The organism is Pseudomonas sp. MDT1-85 (assembly GCF_054898065.1).
On record NZ_CM142715.1, the window covers coordinates 2,980,760 to 2,997,474 of the forward strand.

The following is a 16,715-nucleotide window of genomic DNA, read 5'->3' on the forward strand; positions in this document are numbered from 1 at the left end:
CAACGGGGCGATGCGGCGTTCCGACAAGCCCCCTCGCCACAACTGCTCATCCATCCATCGAGTGGGACTATTTCGGATAAAGCGGCGGCAACCCGGTATCGCCAACCAGATCCTGAACCCCTTCGGCCGTCGGGATCGCACGAATCGCGCGCCAGAGGTCCTCGCCCTGCCAGTACTGGCCGGTTTCGCTGTACAGCGCGCCGTTCAGGCCATCGAGAGCGTCGGACAAGGGAACGAAGCGCGCCGCCATGTCGGCCAGGGTTTCCGGTTGTTGCCGGGCCCAGGCGTCGAGGGCCTGGCGGGTGGCGTGGGAGTCGTTGGCCTGGCAGGCGCGTTTGAGGTCGTCGAGCAAGGTGCGTGGGCTCGGGCCGGTCTGCGCGGCACGCAGGATCGCCGGTTGCCAGCGGGCGCGCCACCAGAGGCCGAAGCCCAGCAGGGTGGTGCAGGCCAGAATCACAGTGCTGAGTTTCCACCACCAGAGGGCTTCGTTGCTGGCGCCGGACATTATCTGCGGGCTGCCCGTCGGGGCATCGACGGTCAGGCTCGGATTGCTCGCCACGTGCAGCGTACGGGCCGGCAGGCTGCTGTGTTCCAGGTGATCCTCGAAGGTGTTCCACCAGACCACTTCAACGCTCGGTAAATCAATGTTGCCGGTGCGGGTCGGCACCAGGGCTTCACGGTCCTCGCGACTGCCGATCAAGCCGCGTTCGCTGCTTTGGTTACCGAGCACCGGTTGGTCGGGGTAGCGCCGCAGGCCGTTGATCTCGGTGGCGGGCAACGGTGGCAATTGCGAACTGGCGAGGCCTTCGGCGTTCAAGGTCAGACTGCGGGTCAGCGAGTCGCCGACCTGCGCGTGATCCGGTTCCGGGCTCCAGCTTTCGCTCAGGCTCAGGCTGCGGGCCGGCAGCCAGGGCACATCGGCCGGATACGTGCCGGGTTTGGCCTTGACTGTCAGCGGGATCTCGGCGGATTTGACGCGCATTTGCTTGCCCGGTTTTGGCCCTTGGGGTGTTGCGTCCTGGGACGGCCGGGTATCGACCGGCGTGGCACTGAACATCTGCGCCGGAATGGTCAATTCGCCGCTGTGCTGTGGGTAGATTGCGTAGCGCATTTCGATCACGCCATGACGCAATCCGTTGATGACTTTTTCGTAGGTGCGCGAGTCGCCCAGCTGTTCGATGCGCGCATCGGGAATCTGCAACGGGGTCAGGCTGCTGTCGTCGTACAGCGACACCGAATGGTAGATGCGCAAGGTCAGAATCGCCTGAGCCTGCACATAGACGCTGTTCTGGTCGAGGCTGGCCTCGATGAACACCGGCGCCAGTGTGTTGCTGCTGTCCTGGGTTTCGCTCTCGATCACCTGGACGGTAATCGGCTGGCTCTGGACGTCGCCCAGTTGCAGCGACGGAATCACCACGCTGCCGTTTTGCCGGGGCAGCAGGGTGATGATCCAGCGGGTGGTCGCCTGAGTGTTGCCGTTGAGGGTGTTCAGTTGGTTGACCTGGCGGGTGCCGCGCACTTCGAACAGCGGCTCCAGTGGGGTCAGGTCGGGTTTACCGAACTGGGTCACGTCGCTGGTTTCCAGGGTCAGTTCGACCGTCTCGCCGGAATTCAGGCGGCTGCGATCGACGCTGGCGACCAGTTCCGTAGCCTGAGCCTCAACGGTGCAGAGCAACAGGGCGAGCAACAATGCGAGCAAGAAAGCGGTGAAGCGGGTCATCGAGTTTTTTCCTGATCCTGATGTTGTTGCTGTTCGTACCAGAATTTGCGTCTGAGCAGTTCGCCGGGGTCATCCGGGATCTTGCGCAGCCATTGCTCCAGCGCCTGGCGCTGTTCGCCTTCGATCATGTCGCTGGCCGGGCGCCGCGGTGGCGTGGTGCTTTGCTCATCGCCCAACTCGCTGCCCGGGACCTCATTGGCGCCCGGTTGCGGTGGTGTCGTGGGCGGCTGCTCGGCGTCCGGCGTGGTCTGCTCGGCGTCGGTTTTCGGCTGGCCATCGCTTGGTTGGGTGGCGCTGCCCGGCGGCGGTTCCTGGGTGATGGTTTCGGTTTTGCCATCGGCGGCTTTGTCCGGCTCGACGGGCGGCGCTGAGGTTTTCTGTTTGAGCAGACTTTCCACCAATGCCTTGTTGGTCAGGGCCGGACGCAGATCCGGTTGACGTTCCAGCGCTTGATCGTAAGCATCCAGCGCCGCTTCCAGCTCACCGCTTTTGGCCAGGGCATTACCCCGATTGTAGTGGGCGTGGGCATCGGTGCCTTGGGCAAACCGCTGGGCGGCGCCACTGTAGTCGCCGGCTTCATAGAGCGCCACGCCTTGCCATTGCAGATTTTCGAAATGCTGCGCAGCCTCGGCCGGGCGCTTTTGTTTGAGCAAGTGCAGGCCTTGCTGATCGGGACGCAGCCACAAGTCTTCGAAATCGAAGGCGTAACTCGGTTGCGGCAACAGGAACAGCAGCGGCAGGCAGAACAGCCAACCCCGGCGCCCGGCACAGGCGGCCAGCAATAACAGTGGAAGCAGCAACCAGTAGCCCTGATCGGCCCAAGTATCGAGGCGCAATGTCTGGCCGTCGTTGCGCAAATCCCGTGGGCCGTCGAGCAGGCCAAGGCCGCGCAGGTCGGCATCGTCCAGGCGCGCCTGGCGATAACGTCCGCCCAAGCCGTTGGCAAAGGCTTTCAGGCTGGGGCCGTCCAGGCGGGGCACCAGAATTGCGCCCACGTCATCCTTGAGGAAACTGCCGTCGTCCTGCGCAACCGGCGCACCTTCGGCGGTGCCGATACCGAGCATCAGAAATTGCGTGGACGTGTCGTCCAGCGCCTGACGAATCCCTTGGCGTTCCTGTTCCGTCAGCGACGAGCCGATCAGCAGGATCCGACCTTGGCCGAGGGCACCCTGATCCAGCAGCGCAAGGGCCTTGGTCACCGCCAGATCGGCACGATGACCGGTCTGGGGCATCAGCGATGGCTTCAGCGCATCCACCAGGTTGCGGCTGGTCGACAGGTCATCCGACAGTGGCACCAAGGTGTGGGCGCTGCCGGCGTAAACGATGATTGCGGTCTGGGCGTCGCTGCGGTTTTGCAGCAGGTCGAACAGCTTGCGCCGGGCTTGCTCCAGCCTGTTCGGCACAATGTCGGAGGCAAGCATTTCCGGGGTCAGCTCAAGCAACACCACCAACGGGTCGGCGGGTTTCTGGCTGGTTTGTTCGACCCGCTGCCAGCTCGGCCCCAGCAGGGCCAGCACGGTCAGCACCCAGGCCAGGCCCAGGGCGACCCACGGCAGTTTGCTCTCGCGACCGCTGCCACCACTGAGCAACGCGGCATGGAAGGCCGGCGGCAGAATCATTTGCCAGCGGCCGGCGCGTTTCTGCCGGTGCCAGAGTTGCCAGAGCAACCAGCCCAGCAACGGCAACAACAGCAGCCACCAGGGGCGGAACCAATGCGGCCAGAGCGCAATCATCGGCGCCTCCGCAGACGCAGGCGTTTAAGCCGCTGACGCCAGTCGGGCAGTTGCGTTTGCAGAAACAGCTTCTTGGTAAACAGCCGTTGCAACGGGTTGTCCGGCCAGCGCTCGCGGATCACCAGCAGCATGCTCAATAGCAACGCCATCGCCAGAGGCCAGTGATACAACGCTTGGGCCGGGCGGGCTTGGGTGGGTTGTTGAGTCACGGGTTCCAGTTGGTCGAGGGTGCGCTTGATCGCCTGTAATTCCTCGCCATTGTGGGCGCGGAAGTACTGGCCGCCGGTGGCTTGGGCGATGGCTTTCAAGGCCGGTTCATCGAGGTCCAGGCTCGGATTGATGCCCAGGAATCCCAAGGTGCCGCCTTGTTCCGGATCGGCACCGATACCGATCGGGTAGATTTTCACGCCTTCGTTGGCCGCCAGACGAGCGGCGGTCAGCGGGTCGATCTCGCCGCCGTTGTTGGCGCCATCGGTGACCAGAATCAGCACGCGGCTTTGTGCCGGGCGTTGGCGCAGGCGTTTGAGGGCCAGGCCGATGGCATCGCCGATGGCGGTGTTCTTGCCGGCGATGCCGATCCGCGCTTCGTCGAGCCACACGCGAACGGTGTGCCGGTCGAAGGTCAGCGGCGCTTGCAGATAGGCCTGACTGCCGAACAGGATCAACCCGATCCGGTCGCCGTCACGACTTTCAAGAAAGTCACCAAGCAAATGCTGCACCAACGACAGTCGGCTGACGTCTTCGTCCTGCCACTGCATATCTGGGAAATCCATGGAGCCGGATACATCCACCGCCACCAGCAGATCGCGGCCACTGGCGGCAACCGGCAGGGGTTCGCCGAGCCATTGCGGACGCGCGGCGGCGATCAGCAATAACAGCCACAGCAAAATGAACGGTGCTTGCTGACGCCACGCTGGCAGATTCGCCCGGGCACGGCGGCGAGCGAGGCCTTCGAGGTCGCTGAGGAAGCTGACGTTGAGCGCCGGTTCGCCACTGTCGGCCACCGGCAGCAGCACCCGCATCAGCCAGGGCAGTGGCAGCAGGGCGAAGATCCACGGCCAGGCGAACTCAAACATGTTTGCGAATCCAGGTGTCGACAGCTTGAGTCAGGCCAGCGATGGCCTTGTCGTCGAGTTTGCATTCGGGTTTGTAGGCGCCTTCCACCAGCACCATCCAGCGTGTGAGGCCGGCGGCCGGGCAGCGGTTATCAAGGAACGCCAGCCATTTGCGACCGTTAAGGGTGTGGCTCTGGCTGTAGGGGTAATGGTTGCGACACAGGCGTTTGAGCAACCCGTTGAGTTGTTGCAACCAGGCTCCGGCCGGAGCGCCGTCGTAGGGTTTGGGCATCCGGGCGAGTTCGGCCAGGGCAGCGAGACGCACCGGGTCCAGCGGTTGTTCGGCGCGGACGATAGGGCGCTTGCCCGGAATGAAACGGCGCAACTTCCACAGGCCGAAACCGATCAATGGCAGCAATAACAGCAGCAGCCACCAGCCCGGCGCCGGCGGCCAGAAGCCGATCGGTGGCGGGGAAATCAGCGGTTGCAGTTGATCGAGGCTGCTCATCGACCTTTCCCCGGACGCTGTGGGTTCAGGTATTCGCGCAGTTGCTCGACCATTTCGCTTTGGGTGCTCAGAGGCATCAGCAATACCCGCAGTTTCTGCGCCAGCAGTTCCCAGCGGGCAATGCGCGCTTCCGCTTGTGCGCGATAGGCCTGGCGCAAGTCGAAATTCAACGTGTCGAGTTCCAGCTGCGCGCCCCGTTCCGCAAAGCGTAAAAGCCCGGCAGCGGGCAGGGCGTGATCCAGCGGATCGGATACGGGCAGCAGCAACAGGTCGCAATGGCGTGACAACAAGCTCAACTGCTGCTCGGCACCGTCGGACAAGGCGCGTTCATCGCAGATCACAATCACCAGGCTGCCGGGGCGAAGTACTTCCCGGGCGCGGCGCAGGGCAATGCCGAAGGCGTCGCGGTCCGGCTCGCGTTCGGTGTGCAGCGACTGATTGACCCGCACCAGTCGGTTGAGCAGTTGCAGCAGGCTCTGTTTGCTGCGTCGCGGTTTGATTTCGTAGTGCTCGTCGTCGCCGAACACCAGCCCGCCGACCCGGTCGTTATGGCCCAGCGCGGCCCACCCAATCAGGCTCGCCGCTTGGGCAGCAAGCACCGATTTGAACATCAACCCGGAGCCGAAAAACAGCCGGCGGCTTTGTTCGACCATGATGAAGATCGGCCGCTCGCGTTCTTCGTGGAACAGCTTGGTGTGGGGTTCCTGAGTCCGGGCGGTGACGCGCCAGTCGATGCTTCGCACGTCATCACCGGCCTGATAGACCCGCACCTGATCGAAGTCCACCCCGCGCCCGCGCAGTTTGGAGTGGTGCAGGCCGATCAGCGGGCTGCGCTGACTCGGTGTGGAAAACAGCTGCACTTCACGCACTCGATGGCGCATCTCGATCAGCTCGGCGAGGCTGACTCGGATGCCCGGCTCGGGCGGCAGGAGGGCGTTCATCGGGGTCAAGCGACGGCTACGACGTCGAGAATCCGCTGGACCACCCGGTCCTGGTCGATGCCAGCGGCTTCGGCTTCAAAGGAAAGAATGATGCGGTGGCGCAACACATCGAACAGCACCGCCTGAATGTCTTCCGGGCTGACGAAGTCGCGACCGGCCAGCCAGGCGTGAGCCCGGGCGCAACGGTCGAGGGCGATGGAGCCACGCGGGCTGGCTCCATAGGCGATCCATTCGGCCATTTCCGGGTCGAACTTGGCCGGGATGCGCGTGGCCATGACCAGTTGCACCAGGTATTCCTCCACGGCGTCGGCCATGTACAACCCGAGGATTTCCTTGCGCGCGGCGAAGATCGCCTGCTGGCTGACCCGGCGTTCGGGTTTGGTTTCGCCGTGCAGCGCTTCGCCGCGGGCCTGTTGCAGAATCCGGCGTTCGACGGCGGCGTCAGGGAAGCCGATTTTCACGTGCATCAGGAAACGGTCGAGCTGGGCTTCGGGCAGCGGGTAAGTGCCTTCCTGCTCGATGGGGTTTTGCGTGGCCATGACCAGAAACAGCGGCGACAGGTCGTAGGTGCTGCGCCCGACACTGACCTGGCGTTCGCCCATGGCTTCAAGCAGGGCCGACTGGACCTTGGCCGGGGCACGGTTGATTTCGTCCGCCAGCACCAGATTGTGGAAGATGGGGCCTTGCTGGAACACGAAGCTGCCGGTTTCCGGGCGATAGATTTCCGTGCCGGTGATGTCCGCCGGCAGCAGGTCGGGGGTGAACTGGATGCGATGGAACTGTGCTTCGATGCCTTCGGCGAGCTCTTTGATAGCCTTGGTCTTGGCCAGCCCCGGGGCGCCCTCGACCAGCATGTGGCCGTCGGCGAGCAAGGCGATGAGCAAGCGCTCGATGAGTTTTTCCTGGCCGAGAATCTGCGTTGAAAGAAAGGTTCGCAGCGCGAGCAGCGCTTCACGATGTTCCATCGATGACTGTTCCTGGGAAGGGTGACCGAAGACGTTCGAATAACGCCAGGGCTGGGGGCGTTACTTTAATCCATCGCGGGGTGCGGCGACTAACGGCATTTTGTGCAAAGTGCGGGAATTGATGGGCAAAATTGTTGGAATTTTGTAGAGAGGGCAGAGTGGTGCTGTTCTGTCGGACGCCTTCGCGGGCAAGCCTCGCTCCTACGGGATCGGTGCAGACCCAACACTGTAGGAGCGAGGCTTGCCCGCGAAGGCGCCGGTTCAGGCGCTAAAAACCTTGAAGCTTAGAGCTGGCTTATATAGGTGCCGGTGCCTTTAAGGATGTTCTGCAAGGTTTCTTCCACTTCAGCCAAATCCTGCGCATCGGTGCTGTGCAGGATTTCCAGCGAATCTTCGCCATCGAGCACATCGATGTCCGCAGCGGCGATTTCGATCAGCAGACGGTCAGGGCTGAGGGTGACTTTCACACCGTTCAGGGCCGAAGGCTTGTCGTGGAAGATGATCTCCAGCTCATCCTCGTCCGGAAAGCGGCTCATCAGGAACATTTCGCCCTCGGCGCTGGTGCAGCAGAGCATGGCCAAGTTGTCTTCTTCTTCGTCGCACGGGTTGACGATCAAGAGGTCAGTTGTCATTTGCATGGGAAAATCCTGGCTCGGCGAGCGTGGTGAACGTAACAAAAGGCAATTCTGCCAGCCCTCGGGAATTTCTGCTCGGCTGAGTGTCAGAAGATGTGTCGTGAACATTCGGAGTGTTACTGGTCATTTTTGGCACGCATGTACCGTAAAGCCGGGCATAAAGCGCCCGATTTGCTGCGCGGCTGCTAGTGTTGTTCAAGGCGCATGCCGCGAGTTACGTGCCTATGACCGAATATGTCGCAGCGCTGCAAGCACGGCCCTTGCCGCACTCGTTAAGCTGCGCAACGGACGAGCACCCGTAAAGGCATTGCCTGTTGCCTCGGCAGTCGTTTTTGCAGATGCCCATTCAATGGAAGGTGAATGTGACCTGAGTGTCTCGTCCAGCTTCACCCACCTGTCATCCTGTTTCCTCTGCCCGAGAATCAGGAACAGGGTGACGGATTGCCCCGAAAGGGGTTTGCACGCGACGCTTCCATCAATAACAAGCCCAAGCGGAGTACCACAGATGGCGTTCTTCACCGCAGCCAGCAAAGCCGACTTCCAGCACCAACTGCAAGCGGCACTGGCGCAGCACATCAGTGAACAGGCACTGCCACAAGTGGCGCTGTTCGCTGAACAATTCTTCGGCATTATTTCCCTGGACGAGCTGACCCAGCGTCGGTTGTCCGACCTCGCCGGCTGCACCCTTTCTGCGTGGCGCCTGCTTGAGCGCTTCGATCACGCGCATCCGCAAGTACGCGTCTATAACCCCGATTACGAACGCCACGGCTGGCAGTCGACCCACACCGCGGTCGAAGTGCTGCACCACGATCTGCCATTTCTGGTGGACTCGGTGCGCACCGAGCTGAACCGTCGCGGCTACAGCATTCATACCCTGCAAACCACTGTGCTGAGCGTGCGTCGCGGCAGCAAGGGCGAGCTGCTGGAAATCCTGCCGAAAGGCACCCAGGGCGAAGGCATTCTGCAAGAATCGCTGATGTATCTGGAAATCGACCGTTGCGCCAACACGGCCGAACTGAATGTCCTGAGCAAAGAGCTGGAGCAGGTTCTCGGTGAAGTCCGCGTCGCGGTCGCCGATTTCGAGCCGATGAAAGCCAAGGTCCAGGAGCTGATCGAAGGCATCGACAACAGCCAGTTCATCATCAACGCCGACGAAAAATCCGAAATCAAGAGCTTCCTGGAATGGCTGGTGGGCAACCACTTCACCTTCCTGGGCTACGAAGAATTCGTGGTGGGCGAGGACCAGAACGGCGGTCACATCGAATATGACCAGAACTCGTTCCTCGGCCTGACCAAACTGCTGCGCGCCGGCCTGACCGTCGATGATCTGCGCATCGAAGACTACGCCGTGAATTACCTGCGCGAACCGACGCCGCTGTCGTTCGCCAAGGCTGCACACCCAAGCCGCGTACACCGTCCGGCTTACCCGGATTACGTGTCGATCCGTCAGATCGATGCCGATGGCAAAGTCGTTAAAGAATGCCGCTTCATGGGCCTGTACACCTCCTCGGTGTATGGCGAAAGCGTGCGGGTCATTCCTTACATCCGTCGCAAGGTCGAGATCATCGAACAGCGTTCGGGCTTCCAGGCCAAGGCTCACTTGGGCAAGGAATTGGCCCAGGTGCTTGAAGTGTTGCCGCGCGACGACTTGTTCCAGACCCCGGTGGACGAGCTGTTCACCACCGTGATGTCGATCGTGCAGATCCAGGAACGCAACAAGATCCGCGTGTTCCTGCGCAAAGACCCGTACGGCCGTTTCTGCTACTGCCTGGCCTACGTGCCGCGTGACATCTATTCCACCGAAGTGCGCCAGAAGATCCAGCAAGTGCTGATGGATCGCCTGAAAGCCTCGGACTGCGAGTTCTGGACCTTCTTCTCCGAGTCCGTGCTGGCCCGTGTGCAACTGATTCTGCGGGTCGATCCGAAGAACCGTCTGGACATCGACCCGGTTCTGCTGGAAAAAGAAGTGGTGCAGGCTTGCCGCAGCTGGCAGGACGATTACGCCAGTCTGACAGTTGAAAGTTTCGGCGAGGCTAGCGGCACCAACGTGCTGGCCGACTTCCCGAAAGGCTTCCCGGCCGGTTACCGCGAGCGTTTCGCAGCCCACTCGGCTGTGGTCGACATGCAGCACCTGCTGAGCCTGAGCGAAAAAAATCCGCTGGTCATGAGCTTCTATCAGCCGCTGGCCCAGGTCTCCGGTCAGCGCATGCTGCACTGCAAGCTGTATCACGCCGACACCCCACTGGCGTTGTCCGACGTATTGCCGATCCTGGAAAACCTCGGCCTGCGCGTGCTGGGTGAGTTCCCGTATCGCCTGCGTCACAACAATGGCCGCGAATTCTGGATTCACGACTTCGCGTTCACCGCCGCCGAAGGCCTGGAACTCGACATCCAGCAACTCAACGACACCTTGCAGGACGCGTTCGTCCACATCGTGCGTGGCGATGCCGAGAACGATGCGTTCAACCGCCTGGTGCTGACTGCCGGTCTGCCATGGCGCGATGTGGCGCTGCTGCGTGCCTACGCCCGTTACATGAAGCAGATCCGTCTGGGCTTCGACCTGGGTTACATCGCCAGCACCCTGAACAACCACACCGACATCGCTCGCGAGTTGACCCGGTTGTTCAAGACCCGTTTCTACCTGGCGCGCAAGCTGACCAGCGATGATCTGGAAGACAAGCAACAACGCCTGGAACACGCGATTCTGGCAGCACTGGACGATGTTCAGGTGCTGAACGAAGACCGCATCCTGCGTCGTTACCTGGACCTGATCAAAGCGACCCTGCGGACCAACTTCTACCAGACCGACGCCAACGGTCAGAACAAGTCCTACTTCAGCTTCAAGTTCAACCCGCACCAGATTCCAGAGTTGCCGAAGCCGGTTCCGAAGTTCGAAATCTTCGTTTACTCGCCTCGCGTTGAAGGCGTGCACCTGCGCTTCGGCAACGTTGCTCGCGGTGGTCTGCGCTGGTCCGACCGTGAAGAAGACTTCCGTACCGAAGTCCTGGGCCTGGTAAAAGCCCAGCAAGTGAAGAACTCGGTCATCGTGCCAGTGGGTGCGAAGGGCGGCTTCCTGCCGCGTCGCCTGCCACTGGGCGGCAGCCGTGACGAGATCGCGGCCGAGGGCATCGCCTGCTACCGCATCTTCATCTCGGGCCTGTTGGACATCACCGACAACCTGAAAGACGGCGCGCTGGTACCGCCGGCCAACGTCGTGCGTCATGACGACGATGACCCGTACCTGGTGGTGGCGGCGGACAAGGGCACTGCGACCTTCTCCGACATCGCCAACGGCATCGCCATCGACTATGGCTTCTGGCTCGGCGACGCCTTTGCGTCCGGCGGCTCGGCCGGTTACGACCACAAGAAAATGGGCATTACCGCCAAGGGCGCGTGGGTCGGCGTGCAACGCCACTTCCGCGAGCGCGGCATCAATGTTCAGGAAGACAGCATCACTGTAGTGGGCGTCGGCGACATGGCCGGTGACGTGTTCGGTAACGGCTTGCTGATGTCCGACAAGCTGCAACTGGTCGCTGCCTTCAACCACCTGCACATATTCATCGACCCGAACCCTGCGCCTGCCAACAGCTTCGCCGAGCGTCAGCGTCTGTTCGATCTGCCGCGTTCGGCCTGGTCGGACTACGACACCAGCATCATGTCCGAAGGCGGCGGGATCTTCTCGCGTAGCGCAAAAAGCATCGCGATTTCCCCGCAGATGAAAGAGCGTTTCGACATTCAGGCTGACAAGCTGACCCCGACCGAACTGCTGAATGCCTTGCTCAAGGCACCGGTGGATCTGTTGTGGAACGGCGGTATCGGTACATACGTGAAAGCCAGCACCGAAAGCCACGCCGATGTCGGCGACAAGGCCAACGATGCACTGCGCGTGAACGGCAACGAACTGCGCTGCAAAGTCGTGGGCGAGGGCGGTAACCTCGGTATGACCCAGTTGGGTCGTGTCGAATTCGGCCTCAATGGCGGCGGTTCCAACACCGACTTCATCGACAACGCCGGTGGTGTGGACTGCTCCGACCACGAAGTGAACATCAAGATCCTGCTGAACGAAGTGGTACACGCAGGTGACATGACCGACAAGCAACGTAACCAGCTGCTGGCGAGCATGACCGACGAAGTCGGTAATCTGGTGCTCGGCAACAACTACAAGCAGACTCAGGCGCTGTCGCTGGCGGCACGCCGTGCCTTGCCGCGGATTGCTGAATACAAGCGTCTGATGAACGATCTGGAAGGCCGCGGCAAGCTGGATCGCGCCATCGAGTTCCTGCCGGCTGAAGAGGCGATCAACGAGCGCGTCGCGGCGGGCCATGGCCTGACCCGTGCCGAGCTGTCGGTGCTGATCTCCTACAGCAAGATCGATCTCAAGGAAGCGTTGCTCAACTCCTTGGTGCCGGACGACGACTACCTGACCCGCGACATGGAAACCGCTTTCCCGCCGTCGCTGGTCAGCAAGTTCTCCGCCGCCATGCGCCGTCACCGTCTGAAGCGCGAAATCGTCAGCACCCAGATCGCCAACGATCTGGTAAACCACATGGGCATCACCTTCGTTCAACGACTCAAAGAGTCGACCGGTATGAGCCCGGCGAATGTTGCGGGGGCATATGTAATAGTTCGGGATATCTTCCACCTCCCGCACTGGTTCCGGCAGATAGAAGCCCTGGATTACCAGGTATCGGCCGACGTACAACTGGAGCTGATGGATGAGCTGATGCGTCTGGGCCGCCGCGCTACGCGCTGGTTCCTGCGCAGCCGTCGCAACGAGCAGAACGCTGCCCGTGACGTCGCGCACTTCGGTCCGCACCTGGCGGCGTTGGGCCTCAAACTAGACGAACTGCTGGAAGGCCCGACCCGCGAAGGCTGGCAGGCCCGCTATCAGGCCTACGTCGAAGCTGGCGTGCCTGAGTTGCTGGCGCGCATGGTTGCAGGCACCACTCACCTGTACACCTTGCTGCCGATCATCGAAGCTTCCGACGTGACCGGCCAGAACGCAGCCGATGTGGCCAAGGCCTACTTCGCCGTGGGCAGCGCGCTGGACATCACCTGGTACCTGCAACAGATCAGCGCTCTGCCGGTTGAAAACAACTGGCAGGCCCTGGCCCGTGAAGCGTTCCGTGATGACGTCGATTGGCAACAACGTGCGATCACCATCTCCGTCCTGCAACAGGGCGACGGCACCCAGGACGTGGAAACACGCCTGGCGCTGTGGATGGAAGAGCACGAAGGCATGATCGAACGCTGGCGCGCCATGCTGGTGGAAATCCGTGCCGCCAGCGGCACCGACTACGCCATGTACGCGGTGGCCAACCGCGAACTGTTGGACCTGGCCTTGAGCGGTCAAGCGGTGGTGCCTGCCACTGCGACTGCCGCGGTCAGCACCGAGCTGGAACCGGCTGCCTGATAGGCGTTGAATGAAAAAAGCCCCGTCTCGAAAGAGATGGGGCTTTTTTTTGTCTGAAGGTTCAGGGGTGTCTGGTCTGGCCCTATCGCGAGCAGGCTCGCTCCCACAGGTGACCAGATTGTTCCGGGAGAATGCGATCTACTGTGGGAGCGAGCCTGCTCGCGATAGGGCCATCAGCATCGTCTCGGCGCTCAGTTTTCCAAAGGAATCAACACTTTCTCATCCGGGGCCAACACCATGAACACCAACAACTTGGCGGGTTGGGTGGCGCTGGCGTTTTTCGAGACCAGATGTTCAGAGCCGGCCGGTTCGTACCAGAACTCGCCCGCCTTGTAGGTAATCGCTTTTTCACCTTTGACTTGAGAAATGATCTCCCCCGACAGCACATAGGCCATGGCCGTGCCCTCGTGTTTATGGGCGATGGACGATTGGCCCGGCTGGTAATCGACTTCGATCATCAAGGCTTTTTTGCCGGGTGCGTTTTTCAGCATCTGGTCCTGCAGGATGGTGACTTTTTCTGAAGGGGGAGCGGTGTCGTGGGCGAATGCCGGGGCTGAAACGCTCAGCGTCAGGGCGGCGAGAGGGGCAGCAAAAAAACGAAGCGCATTCATGGTTGATTACCTGAGGTGGTGAGTCGTCAGGGACCACAGTAAGCCGCGCTGTCGGGCAATCAAACGGCCAATTTTCGGGAAGGTGAGGGGACCAATCAAGCAAGTCAAAATCAAAAGATCGCAGCGTTCCATTGAGGGATAACGCCCAATCAGGATAGGCCTGCACCCCCAGACCGCCAATAGCCAATCACCGGATAAAGCCGCAGACCAATCTGTCAGGCGACCTGCTGCAATATGTCCCGCACACGGTCCAGGGCAATGTCGATGTCCAGGGTTTCGATCGCGCCGAACCCCAGGAAAAGCCCGGCCCGCGGCGCTTGCTGGTAAAAAAAACTGTCCAGGGCATAGAGCCCCACTTCGACTTTTTTTGCCAATTCGATCACCAATGGAATATCGACCGGCACCTTGCACAGCACCGCCATGGGGAACCCGGCGGTGGTCGGCACCGCTTCAAACCATGGCGAAAGGTCACCCGCCATGCGCGCCAGGATTCGTTCGCGGCGCCCGGCATAAATCGTATGGCAGCGCCGGATGTGCTTGAGCAGACAGCCTTCGGCAATGAACTTGGCGAGCGCCCATTGAGGCAGGGTGGAGGTGTGCAAGTCGGTGAGCTGCTTGGCGCGGATCACTGCTTCGAGAATCGCTGGCGGCAAAATTGCGTAACCCAGCCGCAGCTCCGGCAATCCGATCCATGAGGTCGCCCCATGAACGCCCGTCTTGATTACTACAGCGCATCGCCCAAAGCGATGAAAGCCATGATCGCCCTTGAGGCCTTGACCAGCGACCTGAGCATCGAACCGGCCTTGTTGCACCTGATCAAAATCCGCGCCTCGCAGCTCAACGGCTGCGCCTTCTGCACCGACATGCACTCGGTGGACGCGCGCCGCTTCGGCGAGAGCGACCGCCGGCTGTATGCGATCGTGGTCTGGCGCGACAGCAACTTCTTCAACCCTCGGGAGCGAACCGCCCTGGCCTGGACGGAAGCGGTGACCCTGCTCTCGGAAAGCCATGTGCCGGATGACGTTTACGCATTGGCCCGGGAGCAATTCAGCGAAGGCGAACTGGTCGACTTGACCATGGCCGTCAGCACCATCAACAGCTGGAACCGCCTGGCGGTGAGCTTTCGGCAAACGCCTAGTGATTGATCAATGAGGAGTGTGGCGAGGGGCTTGCCCTGATGTCAGTCAGTTAAGGCGCAGAACCTGTGGGAGCGTGGCTTGCCCGCGAAGAACGATGACACGTAATACCTGAAAAACCGCGGTGCATTCTTCGCGGGCAAGCCACGCTCCCACAGGATTTTCGTCGCTCAAATTTCTTAACTTACCGAAACTGCCATGCATTGACTGATCACCTGCCATTGAGCAGCGGTGAAGTCCCGGTCGCCGGCGCTGGCCGCTGCGGTTTCACCGACGTGCCAAAAGCATTGCCCATGCGCGTGCTGGTGGCGGCCGGTGTGGCCAGGCCCAGCTGATGGGGCGGTCGCTTGTTGATCGGCACGTTCATCGCCTGCTGATTTTTCTGCGCAGCAGCAGTCCCATCGGGGTTGTTGCCCATCTGCTGGCTGAGGCAGTTGTAGTCCGGCGCCTTGTAGCCACCGACCGTCACTTCGACACAGCCCAATGGTAGTTCGGCCTGGGCCAGCGACAGCCCGCTCATCAGCAGTACGCCCACTGCAAGGTTCGACAGATGTTTCATTGAAGGCCTCCTGGCCGGCCACAAAGGGGCCGCTCTGAAGCGTGAGTCTAGAGCAAAGCGCCTTAATGGCTCGTGATGGTTTTTTTGCACCGACCGTCACATCAGATTCATATACAGCCCTCAGGATGACGGTTTTCAGGGGTACGTCAGCCGTGCAGCGAGGCAGAGCCAGGGACGGGCGCCAGTTTTTAATGACTCACGTTCGCCAGGCTTGCCTGGCGTTGCTGTTTTGGTTGATGTCATCGGCAGTGTCCGCAGGCCCTGTCGATCCGCGCACTCCGCTGGAGCTGGATATCCCGGCCCAGGCATTGGCCAGCGCGCTTGAACGGTTCAGTCGCTCCACCGGCATGGCCGTTCTGGTGGATCGTCAGCTGACCCGTGGTCGTCGTTCGGTCGCCGTGAAAGGACGCCTGAATGCGACCGATGCGTTGAGCCTGATGCTCAGTGGCAGTGGGTTGATGGCGCGGTATGCCCGAGCGGATGCGTTCACTTTGCAGGTGGCGCAGGTCGCCGAGGTGCCCTCGGTGTCAGGCACGGTCGCAAACAATGCGCCGCTTGCGGGCGGCAGTTATGCGACGGCGATTCAAACGGCGCTCGAACGTCGCTTGTGCCGCTCGTCGTTGACCCGGCCGGGCAGTTTTCGGGCGTTGTTGCAACTGTGGATCGGTCGTGACGGCGTGGTGCAGTACAGCCGCCTGGTCAGTTCCACAGGTGATGTTCAGCGCGACTCGGCGCTGGTGGAAAGTTTACGCAACCTCAGAATAGAACGCCCGGCTCCCAGCTCCTTAGGCCAGCCGGTCACGCTGCTTTTGTTACCGCAATCGTCAGGAACACGCATGGAATGCACACAATGGGAAGGAGTTTCCGGGGGATGAAAGACACCGGGCAAAGTTCGATGGTCAGGCTGTTCCTGACGTCCTATGACGATTTCAAGGTGCGCTTGCGCAGGCGCCTCGGTTCGGAGGATCTGGCCAACGACGTCCTGCACGAAACCTACCTGCGGGTCGACCGCATGGAAGCCCCGCCGAACATCGCGCAACCCAATGCCTACCTCTATCGCATGGCCCTGAACATTGCTGCCGACCGGCGCCAGTCGGATGCCCGGTTGCTGACCGGCAGTGAAGTGGAGGAATTGTTGCAGGTGTCCGACGAAGCGCTCGACCCGGCTCGGGTGGTGGGTGGTCAGAAGGAAATTCAATCGCTGCTCAAAGCGCTGTACGAACTGCCGGCGCGTCGGCGCAAGATCTTTATCGCCGCGCGTCTGGAAGAGGCGCCGCACCTGGAAATCTCCCAGCGTTTCGGCATTTCGACACGGATGGTCGAGAAGGAAATCAAAGCCGCCCTGGGCCATTGCGCCGCGCGCCTGGAAAGAAAAGTCATTCAGCGGTTCGGTCCCGGCGCGGGAAAACCGTCTTGATAGAAGAGTCCAGATTAATCCG

13 protein-coding genes and 1 pseudogene are annotated in these 16,715 nt (G+C 61.3%); 4 read left to right on the forward strand and 10 right to left on the reverse strand.

Translation table 11 applies throughout. The features are described from left to right. Positions 1-67: 67 nt before the first annotated feature. The 7 genes from ACYZT2_RS13510 to ACYZT2_RS13540 all read right to left on the reverse strand — a co-directional run bounded on the left by ACYZT2_RS13510 (position 68) and on the right by ACYZT2_RS13540 (position 7,560). Positions 68-1,720, reverse strand: a complete 1,653-nt coding sequence (locus ACYZT2_RS13510) for a BatD family protein (RefSeq protein WP_461972821.1) — start codon at positions 1,718-1,720, stop codon at positions 68-70. Further along, the gene (locus tag ACYZT2_RS13515; RefSeq protein ID WP_461972823.1) at positions 1,717-3,453 is read right to left on the reverse strand and encodes a tetratricopeptide repeat protein; all 1,737 of its coding nucleotides are present in this window, start codon (positions 3,451-3,453) and stop codon (positions 1,717-1,719) included. The genes ACYZT2_RS13510 and ACYZT2_RS13515 overlap by 4 nt, the downstream gene beginning before the upstream one ends. After that, positions 3,450-4,529: a vWA domain-containing protein gene (locus ACYZT2_RS13520; protein ID WP_461972825.1), complete on the reverse strand. Its 1,080-nt coding sequence runs from the start codon at positions 4,527-4,529 to the stop codon at positions 3,450-3,452. Before ACYZT2_RS13520 ends, ACYZT2_RS13515 begins: the two co-directional genes overlap by 4 nt. Continuing rightward, a complete protein-coding gene (locus tag ACYZT2_RS13525; RefSeq protein ID WP_461972827.1) occupies positions 4,522-5,016 on the reverse strand; it encodes a DUF4381 domain-containing protein in 495 nt (164 codons plus the stop codon). Before ACYZT2_RS13525 ends, ACYZT2_RS13520 begins: the two co-directional genes overlap by 8 nt. After that, the gene (locus ACYZT2_RS13530; RefSeq protein WP_123722977.1) at positions 5,013-5,957 is read right to left on the reverse strand and encodes a DUF58 domain-containing protein; all 945 of its coding nucleotides are present in this window, start codon (positions 5,955-5,957) and stop codon (positions 5,013-5,015) included. Before ACYZT2_RS13530 ends, ACYZT2_RS13525 begins: the two co-directional genes overlap by 4 nt. A 5-nt stretch (positions 5,958-5,962) precedes the next feature. After that, entirely contained in the window at positions 5,963-6,922 is a 960-nt protein-coding gene (locus ACYZT2_RS13535) for an AAA family ATPase (RefSeq protein ID WP_095053787.1), read from the reverse strand. 284 nt (positions 6,923-7,206) lie between these two features. After that, the gene (locus ACYZT2_RS13540) at positions 7,207-7,560 is read right to left on the reverse strand and encodes a hypothetical protein (RefSeq protein ID WP_253553125.1); all 354 of its coding nucleotides are present in this window, start codon (positions 7,558-7,560) and stop codon (positions 7,207-7,209) included. A gap of 502 nt (positions 7,561-8,062) precedes the next feature. Here ACYZT2_RS13540 and ACYZT2_RS13545 point away from each other — a divergent pair. Continuing rightward, positions 8,063-12,970 (forward strand): NAD-glutamate dehydrogenase, encoded by a 4,908-nt coding sequence (locus ACYZT2_RS13545; RefSeq protein ID WP_461972831.1) that lies wholly within the window; start codon positions 8,063-8,065, stop codon positions 12,968-12,970. Between the two features lie 191 nt (positions 12,971-13,161). Here ACYZT2_RS13545 and ACYZT2_RS13550 read toward each other — a convergent pair whose 3' ends face one another. After that, complete coding sequence (locus tag ACYZT2_RS13550) at positions 13,162-13,581, reverse strand: cupin domain-containing protein (protein WP_461972833.1); 420 nt, start codon at positions 13,579-13,581, stop codon at positions 13,162-13,164. Between the two features lie 215 nt (positions 13,582-13,796). Next, a pseudogene (locus tag ACYZT2_RS13555) lies at positions 13,797-14,264 on the reverse strand (PLP-dependent aminotransferase family protein); the annotation flags it as partial. A gap of 21 nt (positions 14,265-14,285) precedes the next feature. Here ACYZT2_RS13555 and ACYZT2_RS13560 point away from each other — a divergent pair. Next, positions 14,286-14,726 carry a carboxymuconolactone decarboxylase family protein gene (locus ACYZT2_RS13560; RefSeq protein WP_461972835.1) on the forward strand — a complete coding sequence of 147 codons (441 nt, stop codon included), beginning with the start codon at positions 14,286-14,288 and terminating at the stop codon, positions 14,724-14,726. 202 nt (positions 14,727-14,928) lie between these two features. Here ACYZT2_RS13560 and ACYZT2_RS13565 read toward each other — a convergent pair whose 3' ends face one another. Further along, entirely contained in the window at positions 14,929-15,276 is a 348-nt protein-coding gene (locus ACYZT2_RS13565; protein ID WP_461972837.1) for a hypothetical protein, read from the reverse strand. A gap of 191 nt (positions 15,277-15,467) precedes the next feature. Here ACYZT2_RS13565 and ACYZT2_RS13570 point away from each other — a divergent pair, with 191 nt between their 5' ends. Then, positions 15,468-16,151, forward strand: a complete 684-nt coding sequence (locus ACYZT2_RS13570; RefSeq protein ID WP_461972839.1) for an STN domain-containing protein — start codon at positions 15,468-15,470, stop codon at positions 16,149-16,151. Beyond that, entirely contained in the window at positions 16,148-16,693 is a 546-nt protein-coding gene (locus tag ACYZT2_RS13575; protein ID WP_007901197.1) for an RNA polymerase sigma factor, read from the forward strand. The genes ACYZT2_RS13570 and ACYZT2_RS13575 overlap by 4 nt, the downstream gene beginning before the upstream one ends. Positions 16,694-16,715: the final 22 nt, after the last annotated feature.

What these genes read in the sequence shown, in the direction of transcription:
- ACYZT2_RS13510 (WP_461972821.1), bottom strand. Translation starts at nt 1,720, where the DNA reads ATGACCCGCTTCACCGCTTTCTTGCTCGCATTGTTGCTCGCCCTGTTG.
- ACYZT2_RS13515 (WP_461972823.1), bottom strand. Translation starts at nt 3,453, where the DNA reads ATGATTGCGCTCTGGCCGCATTGGTTCCGCCCCTGGTGGCTGCTGTTG.
- ACYZT2_RS13520 (WP_461972825.1), bottom strand. Translation starts at nt 4,529, where the DNA reads ATGTTTGAGTTCGCCTGGCCGTGGATCTTCGCCCTGCTGCCACTGCCC.
- ACYZT2_RS13525 (WP_461972827.1), bottom strand. Translation starts at nt 5,016, where the DNA reads ATGAGCAGCCTCGATCAACTGCAACCGCTGATTTCCCCGCCACCGATC.
- ACYZT2_RS13530 (WP_123722977.1), bottom strand. Translation starts at nt 5,957, where the DNA reads ATGAACGCCCTCCTGCCGCCCGAGCCGGGCATCCGAGTCAGCCTCGCC.
- ACYZT2_RS13535 (WP_095053787.1), bottom strand. Translation starts at nt 6,922, where the DNA reads ATGGAACATCGTGAAGCGCTGCTCGCGCTGCGAACCTTTCTTTCAACG.
- ACYZT2_RS13540 (WP_253553125.1), bottom strand. Translation starts at nt 7,560, where the DNA reads ATGCAAATGACAACTGACCTCTTGATCGTCAACCCGTGCGACGAAGAA.
- ACYZT2_RS13545 (WP_461972831.1), top strand. Translation starts at nt 8,063, where the DNA reads ATGGCGTTCTTCACCGCAGCCAGCAAAGCCGACTTCCAGCACCAACTG.
- ACYZT2_RS13550 (WP_461972833.1), bottom strand. Translation starts at nt 13,581, where the DNA reads ATGAATGCGCTTCGTTTTTTTGCTGCCCCTCTCGCCGCCCTGACGCTG.
- ACYZT2_RS13560 (WP_461972835.1), top strand. Translation starts at nt 14,286, where the DNA reads ATGAACGCCCGTCTTGATTACTACAGCGCATCGCCCAAAGCGATGAAA.
- ACYZT2_RS13565 (WP_461972837.1), bottom strand. Translation starts at nt 15,276, where the DNA reads ATGAAACATCTGTCGAACCTTGCAGTGGGCGTACTGCTGATGAGCGGG.
- ACYZT2_RS13570 (WP_461972839.1), top strand. Translation starts at nt 15,468, where the DNA reads ATGACTCACGTTCGCCAGGCTTGCCTGGCGTTGCTGTTTTGGTTGATG.
- ACYZT2_RS13575 (WP_007901197.1), top strand. Translation starts at nt 16,148, where the DNA reads ATGAAAGACACCGGGCAAAGTTCGATGGTCAGGCTGTTCCTGACGTCC.